This window comes from Robinsoniella sp., assembly GCF_034124845.1.
Genome location: NZ_JAWYAJ010000114.1, coordinates 1 through 7,301, shown reverse-complemented (window position 1 = coordinate 7,301; position 7,301 = coordinate 1). Strand labels below are relative to the sequence as shown.

Annotated in this window: 5 protein-coding genes and 1 pseudogene; 5 read left to right on the top strand and 1 reads right to left on the bottom strand. The window is 43.1% G+C overall.

Annotation, left to right across the window (positions count from 1 at the left end; genetic code table 11):
* Positions 1–6 precede the first annotated feature (6 nt).
* Positions 7–1,239, top strand: a complete 1,233-nt coding sequence (locus tag ACH2DQ_RS05540) for a site-specific integrase (RefSeq protein WP_065543624.1) — start codon at positions 7–9, stop codon at positions 1,237–1,239.
* 167 nt (positions 1,240–1,406) lie between these two features.
* A pseudogene (locus ACH2DQ_RS05535) lies at positions 1,407–1,886 on the top strand (lysine--tRNA ligase); the annotation flags it as partial.
* A 257-nt stretch (positions 1,887–2,143) separates the two neighbouring features.
* Here the strand turns inward: ACH2DQ_RS05535 and ACH2DQ_RS05530 are convergent.
* On the bottom strand, positions 2,144–4,399 hold the full coding sequence (locus tag ACH2DQ_RS05530; protein WP_394916108.1) for a helix-turn-helix transcriptional regulator: 2,256 nt from the start codon (positions 4,397–4,399) through the stop codon (positions 2,144–2,146).
* 312 nt (positions 4,400–4,711) lie between these two features.
* Here ACH2DQ_RS05530 and ACH2DQ_RS05525 point away from each other — a divergent pair, with 312 nt between their 5' ends.
* The 3 genes from ACH2DQ_RS05525 to ACH2DQ_RS05515 form a co-directional block, all read left to right on the top strand.
* Positions 4,712–5,656 carry an ABC transporter permease gene (locus tag ACH2DQ_RS05525; RefSeq protein ID WP_394916109.1) on the top strand — a complete coding sequence of 315 codons (945 nt, stop codon included), beginning with the start codon at positions 4,712–4,714 and terminating at the stop codon, positions 5,654–5,656.
* A 12-nt stretch (positions 5,657–5,668) separates the two neighbouring features.
* Entirely contained in the window at positions 5,669–6,568 is a 900-nt protein-coding gene (locus tag ACH2DQ_RS05520) for a carbohydrate ABC transporter permease (RefSeq protein ID WP_394916110.1), read from the top strand.
* A gap of 23 nt (positions 6,569–6,591) precedes the next feature.
* Positions 6,592–7,301, top strand: a 710-nt coding sequence (locus tag ACH2DQ_RS05515; protein ID WP_395025888.1) for an extracellular solute-binding protein, incomplete at its 3' end; no start/stop codon positions are given.

Genomic DNA, 7,301 nt, shown 5'->3' with positions numbered 1-7,301 from the left:
ACAGACATGGCAAAGACACGAAAAGATGAGCGGGGAAGAGCACTCAGGAAAGGAGAAGTACAGAGGGCATCAGATAAGCGGTATATGTACACCTATACTGATCCGTTGGGCAGGCGTAGGTCCATATATGCGCAGGATTTGGCAACGCTTCGAGAAAAAGAAAAGCAGCTGATGAAGGATCAATTGGATGGACTGGATCTGTATGTTGCAGGGAAAGCATCCATAAATGATACCTATGATCGGTATATCTCTACGAAGTATGATTTGCGGGCGACCACCCGTAGTAATTACGATTATATGTATGATCGTTTTGTCAGACATACATTCGGAAAGAAAAAAATCGCAGACATTAAGTATTCAGATGTACTCCAGTTTTATTGCTATTTACTTAAAGAGGAAGAGTTATCGTTAGGGACACTGGATTCGATTCACACCTTGCTGCATCCGACGTTCCAATTGGCGGTTCGAGATGAAATTATTCGGAAAAATCCGTCAGACGGAATTATGAAGGAAGTTAGCAAGAAGGCGGATAAGTCAAGAGGTGTGAGACATGCTTTAACGATTGAGCAACAGAGAGTATTTCTGGAGTATATATCCAATCATCCGGTGTATTATCATTGGTGGCCGTTGTTTACGGTTTTACTTGGAACTGGATGCCGAATTGGAGAAGCACTTGGTCTCCGCTGGGAAGATCTTGATTTTGATAATCAGATTCTTAGCATCAATCACAGTCTGGTTTATTACCCGGTTGGAAAATCAAGAAAGTCTGTTCTGCGAATATCGAAGCCAAAGACAGATGCAGGTATCAGAACGATTCCGATGCTTGATATTGTATGTGACGCCTTCCACATGGAGCATGAGGAGCAGGAAGAAACGGGATTCAATGAAACCGAGATCGATGGAATGACGGGTTTTGTATTTATCAATCGTTTTGGTTCTGTTTTAAATCCGCAGGCGGTGAATCGTACTATCAAACGGATTATCATCGGGTACAATGCGGAAGAGGTCATCAATGCCAAGCGCGAGCGGAGAGAGCCAATTATTCTTCCAGATTTCTCCTGTCATCACTTGAGGCATACCTTTTGTACAAGACTCTGCGAACATGAAACAAACTTAAAAGTAATTCAGGCAATTATGGGCCATCGGAATATCGAAACTACGATGGATATCTATGCCGAAGCTACAGATCAAAAGAAAAAGGAATCTTTTGAAAACTTATCCAAATTGGACATCTTTTAGGAAGGGTTCTCAGTGTGAGTAAGCTGACAACAAACTTTCTGCGAAGACAACAATTTGACAACGATTTTCTTTTTTCCCTGATGTGATACGAAGCACTGTGAAGAATGGGAAAGTAAAGAAATGAAAGGATTTGAATCGTTATGACGGCATGTAAATTAGTTGGGAAACTTTTCCCGACCATGAAGACCTTAGGTGGTTCTGACGCTTCTGCAAAAAAAGGAAAAGCAGAAAATGCAGCACCGGTACAGGAAGTAAAAGCAGCGGAAGCGATCGATTTCTCAAAGGTGAAAGTGGAACCTCTTTTTGAAGAAATGGTGGATTTTGAGACCTTTTCAAAAGCAGACTATAGAGCTGTGAAGGTAAAAGCCTGTGAAGCAGTACCGAAGAGCAAGAAGCTTTTGAAATTCGTTCTGGATGATGGAACTGGCACAGACCGTATCATTTTAAGCGGAATTCATGAATATTATGAACCGGAAGAACTGATTGGAAAAACTTGTATCGCAATCGTAAATCTGCCGCCAAGACCTATGATGGGGATTGATTCCTGCGGAATGCTGATTTCAGCAGTTCATGAGGAAGACGGAAAAGAAGGTCTGAACCTTTTGATGGTGGATGAGCGGATTCCGGCAGGTGCGAAGCTGTATTAAGAGGCTTAGGAACCGGGTAGCTGTGAGTTTACAAAGGTATTGTTGTACCAATAATAAGTACCATGAAGTATTGGATATATAGACTCATCAGCAGTCTTCTGATTTTATAAAGTTTTGTACTTTAAGGACATTTTCCCGGGATGGGAAGGTGTCCTTTTTGTGTGTCTAATTATAATGGCCAATATTAAATGACAAATAAAAAAACAGCGTATGCAATCAAACATAATCATTGCTACGCTGTTTTTTAGTGCAGATTATTATTTATGCCTGCCTCGTTTTTCTACGACACATTCGGCATACTTCTGCGGTGTTAATCCAGTGTATTTGCTGAACACCCGGATAAAGGTATTGGAACTGTTAAACCCTGTCAGGGAACTTAAATCTTTGGTTTTTAGGAAAGGATCTTTTTCCAGCAGTGCTTTTGCCTGATTGATGCGGTAGTTATTCAGGTAATCCTTAAAATTGTTGTCACTCAGCTGCTTGAATAGAATACCGCAGTATTTGGGTGAGATATTAAACTGGTCGGCAAGGTCATTCAGCATGATGTTATCCTGGTAATTCTGGTGTATATAGTCCAGCATACGGGAAAGGACAGCTTGATCCTGAGTCTGGGTGCGCCGGCTTTTCTCACGGATTGTCTCGGTGATAACCGTTTTGATGCCGGAAATCGTCACAGAGTCCGCCCAATGGGTATACCAGTGCTCGTAATTGATGGAACGGCCTATAAATTCCTCCGGGCAGGTTTTCATCTCCTGGAATATTCTGTTCACCGTTCCGATTAAGGCGTAGATAAAGTTCTGCAGCACCTCCATGGACAAGACCTTGTGGACCAGATTTTCACGGATCAGATTGTCGAACAGTTCAAGTGCCTGCTCCTGACCTTCCATAACGGACTGTATTAATTTATTCTCCATGGAAAGAGGGTAGGAATATGTGGCGGAATCAATGTCTGCGATCTGAGCGTGAGTGATGATTTTATCGTGTGGCAGCATGGGGAGATATTCTGATATCTTCAGAGTCTCCAGATAACAGGGATGGAGGTTTTCAAAGCCTTCCTTTACCGAACTGAGAATAATCTGCTCTTCCCAGTACTTTCCCTCTCCGTCCGAATCCGGGGCAGCGGGCATTACCTGGGCTGTCAGCGTTTTTGCCGCTTCCAGATTGGCGGATATCATAATCAGAGCGTAACGGTACATAGACAGCTTCACAAATACCAGATCCGTTCTTTGCAGACAGTTTTGGAACATCAGGTTTTTAAAAAGTTCCAGCTGGCAGAATCTGCTGTCATCCGGGGGCAGGCCGGAATCGGGGGTAAAGCAGATCAGCCCCACACAAAATCGGCTGTGGTCAGGGAAATGAGGCTTCTCTTTGGGAGCCAGGTAACCATTGGGGTCTGTGAGCAGGTTCTGGTAATACTGCTGAGCAAGAAGAATATCTGTGGTCTTCTGCGTTGTCAGAAGGCTGTGGTTCAGGCTCTGGATTTTAGCCAGGTTTTCATTTAGTATTCCGAACTCGTCATAATGGTGAGAATTTTCCTTTAAATGAGGCTGCAATACTTCATAAATTGGCCGGTACAAAAGATTCACCACACCGTAAAAGACAGCACACAGCAGCAGGAAAATGGCCATGACAGTCAGCAGGTAAAGAAAAATATTCATCCCATTCAGACTGTACTCGTCATAGAGATAGGAGATATCCCAGTTCATTGAGAGCAGATGAGCGTTTGCAATATAGTAGCCCGATTTTTTGACCAGGTCTTTGCCGGAATCTAAATCTTCCATCAGTGACGCAAATAATGCAGTATCCTTTTCGTCCAGGGAGCTGGAAATAAAAAGCCCGTCGGTGTTGGAAATCCAGTATCTTTCCGGTGTGGCAGTTCCCACCAGGGAAGTGATGGGTATATCCGCCATATAGATGCATGTACGGGGCTGTTTGTATCCCTTAATCAAATAGTAAAGGGAGACGAGAGAACCGTTTGCATCGTAGTGGGGAATTACATAGGGAAACATATTTTTTTCGAAATAATGCTGTATTTCTGTCAAGTCTTTTGCGGACAGCCCTTTCTGCTTCAAAAAATCCGATATGGAATAAGAACCATCCGGGGACAGGACGGTGGAATGTGTGCTGTTCTCAACATCAATATGTCCATTATTCAGAAGCAGATAGATCTGAAAACTGGTCTCTGCGGCTCCGGTATATTTTAACAGGGATCTCTTGGCTTTGGAGGACAGCAGATAAAAATCCGGCGTACCCTCTGAGACAGACCACTCCTTGATCTGAGCGTCATTTACAATAGCCGTCATGGTATTTGAAATCTCTTTGAGTGAGGTTGTGCTTTTCTCTTCCAGAATAGTCCTGGAAAGGGTAATGGAACTGATATAATTTTCTTCCGATTGTTGTGAAAGGAATATTCCAGAGATGGATGCCAGTGCCAGTGTTACAACAAAGGCTAAGAGCAGGAAGACAATTTTTAGTTTTTTATGGTATAAACCGGAAGGATGTTTCAGCATCATTACGCACCTCCTTTTTGATGGGAATTGTTGAAAATCCAGTATAAATTATAATTGCATTCTGGTGATAATTCAAGTGAAAGAGCCTTATTTTACAGGGATTCAGACAAAATGGTGATCTTTTGAAAAATGATGATGCACGAAAAACAGGGCTGGCATGGAAAAAACGGTACCGGATGAAAAGTGGGTATTCCAAAAAACAGAGAAAAAATATGCCGGGGATTTTGATGATTTACTTTTCAAATTGGATCCGTTATGGTAGTGCTATCCACTCGAAGCGCTTCGAAACATGTAGAAAGGAGAGAAAAGAGAAATTTGGCTAAACAACAAATAAAAACACAGAAGAAAAGAAATTTTTCTTTTGTGATTAAGAAAATAGTATCCAGCAAGGAATTATATCTGCTGCTGCTTCCGGGCATCATCTGGTACCTGCTATTTGCATACCGCCCCATGACGGAGCTTAAGATAGCATTCTTTGATTACAATGTATTTCAGGGAATTGAAGGAAGTACGTTTGTAGGACTGCAGAACTTTATTGAATTTTTTAAAGGGAAGGATTTCCCCAGAGTATTGAAAAATACCCTGATGATTTCTTTCTGGCAGTTATTGATTTGTTTTCCGCTGCCAATCGTACTGGCGATCTGTATAACAGAGATGAAGAACAAGTTTGTCAGCAGAATGACGCAGATGTCTACACTGCTTACCCACTTCATATCGGTAGTGGTGGTCTGCGGTATCGTGATTAACTTTCTTTCACCTAGTACCGGTGTGATAAATCTGGTATTGGAGAAGATGGGGGTAGATCCGGTGTATTTTATGACAAAGCCGGAATATTTCAAAGGAATCTATACTTTGATGACACTCTGGCAGAATGCGGGATTTGATGCACTTGTGTATATTGCCGCAATTATGGGAATTGACCAGCAGCTCTATGAAGCGGCAACGGTAGACGGTGCCGGGAAACTTAAGAAGATTTTCCATGTGACAATTCCGGCTATTGTACCTGCCATAGTGACCATGCTGATTCTGAAGCTGGGAGGCATTATCAAGGTAGGGTACGAGGCAATTTTGCTCTTGTACCAGCCGGCAACTTATTCCGCAGCAGACGTTATCTCTACATACTCTTACCGTCTGGCATTTGAAAACGGGAACTATGGGCTGTCTGTGGCGGCGGGGCTGTTTGAATCCGTGGTTGCATTCATCATGGTAATTCTTGCGAATAAAATCAGCAAGAAGATTTCCGATAACGCATTATGGTAAGGAGGAAAAGAGATGGTGAGAAATAAAACCAAACAGGGGCAGGTAATCGGTTTCGGAGAGAAGATTTTCAATGGGGTGATGATTATACTGGGAATCCTGATTACCTTTATCGCCCTGTATCCCATATATTATGTACTAATTTCTTCCTTAAGCAAGCCGTTTTTCGTAGAAAATGGGGATGTGTTACTGAAAATAAAGGAGTTTACCACAGCCAGTTATGAAGCTGTTTTTAAGCGGAACGGCTTGTGGGCAGCTTATGGAAATGCTATTTTTTACACGGTCTTCGGACTTATGGCGAATATGTTCTTTACAACCACTATGGCATATGCGTTATCGAAGAAATATCTGATGGGAAGAAAATGGCTGACCTTATTCACGGTCTTCACCATGTGGTTCAGTGCCGGAATCATTCCCACCTATATGAACTTCAATAATCTGGGTCTACTGGATACGAAAACGGCAATTATATTCGGGTTTGCCATTGAGACATACAACCTTATTATAATGAAGAGTTTTTTTGAGCAGGTGCCGGAGGCGCTGGAAGAAGCGGCGTTCATTGACGGCGCAGGGCATTTCAGGGTATTATGGAATATATATATGCCTCTTTCTAAGCCAGCCCTTGCTACTGTGGGACTATTTTATGGAATCAGCAGATGGAACGGTTATTTCTGGGCAATGCAGCTTCTAAAAGATGACAGCAAGATTCCCCTCCAGGTATTCCTGAAAAAATTAATTGTGGAGAGGGTTTCCAACCCTTCCGATGCGGCAATTGTGACGAAGGCTTCGCTCACATCGCCTACCACTCAGGTATATGCTTTGATTATTCTGGCAATTGTTCCAATGATTATTGTATTTCCATTCATTCAAAAATATTTTAAATCAGGCCTCACCCTTGGCGGTGTCAAAGGCTAACCATAAATGGAGGATTATTCGTTATGAAAAGAAAACAGATTACAGCATTATTACTGACCGCAGTTCTGGGTATTTCTATGGTATTTGGGGCAGCAGGATGTGGAAAAGGGGAGGAAAGCACAGCAGCGGCCTCTAAGGAAGACAAAAGCAAAGAGTTTACAGCCTTTATGTTCCTGTCAGGAACGCCCTTTAACTCCGACTGGGAAGTGTGGAAAGAGGTAGAGAAGAAGACAGGCGTGAAACTAAAAGGGGTGGTTGCTTCCTCCAATTCTGATTATGCGACGGCGTTCCAGAATATGGTGGCATCGGGCCAGCTGGCAGATCTTATCGCCTGTGAGTTCACCACTGACATGGAGAAGCTTGGCAAGGACGGAGGGGTTATTCCATTAAACGATCTGATTGAGGAACATGCGCCCCATATCAAGGAAGCGCTGGACAATGATCCGAATCTGAAATATCAGGCCACGGCGGAAGACGGAAATATATACAATATCCCACTGGGAAAAGAACTGAAGTCTTCCCAGTTCTACTGGATCCGCCAGGACTGGCTGGATAAACTGGGGCTGAAGGCACCGGAAACGGTGGATGAACTCCATGACGTACTGGCTGCATTTAAAAACGGCGATCCCAATGGCAACGGACAGGCAGACGAGATTCCGCTGTTTGACCGCTCGGCTACCGCTGAGACAGAGATGGGTGAATATCTTGCTCTGTGGGATTCCAGTGCAACCTT

Excerpts from the sequence above, each read along its gene's own strand:
- ACH2DQ_RS05540 (WP_065543624.1), top strand. The coding sequence starts at position 7 with ATGGCAAAGACACGAAAAGATGAGCGGGGAAGAGCACTCAGGAAAGGA.
- ACH2DQ_RS05530 (WP_394916108.1), bottom strand. The coding sequence starts at position 4,399 with ATGATGCTGAAACATCCTTCCGGTTTATACCATAAAAAACTAAAAATT.
- ACH2DQ_RS05520 (WP_394916110.1), top strand. The coding sequence starts at position 5,669 with ATGGTGAGAAATAAAACCAAACAGGGGCAGGTAATCGGTTTCGGAGAG.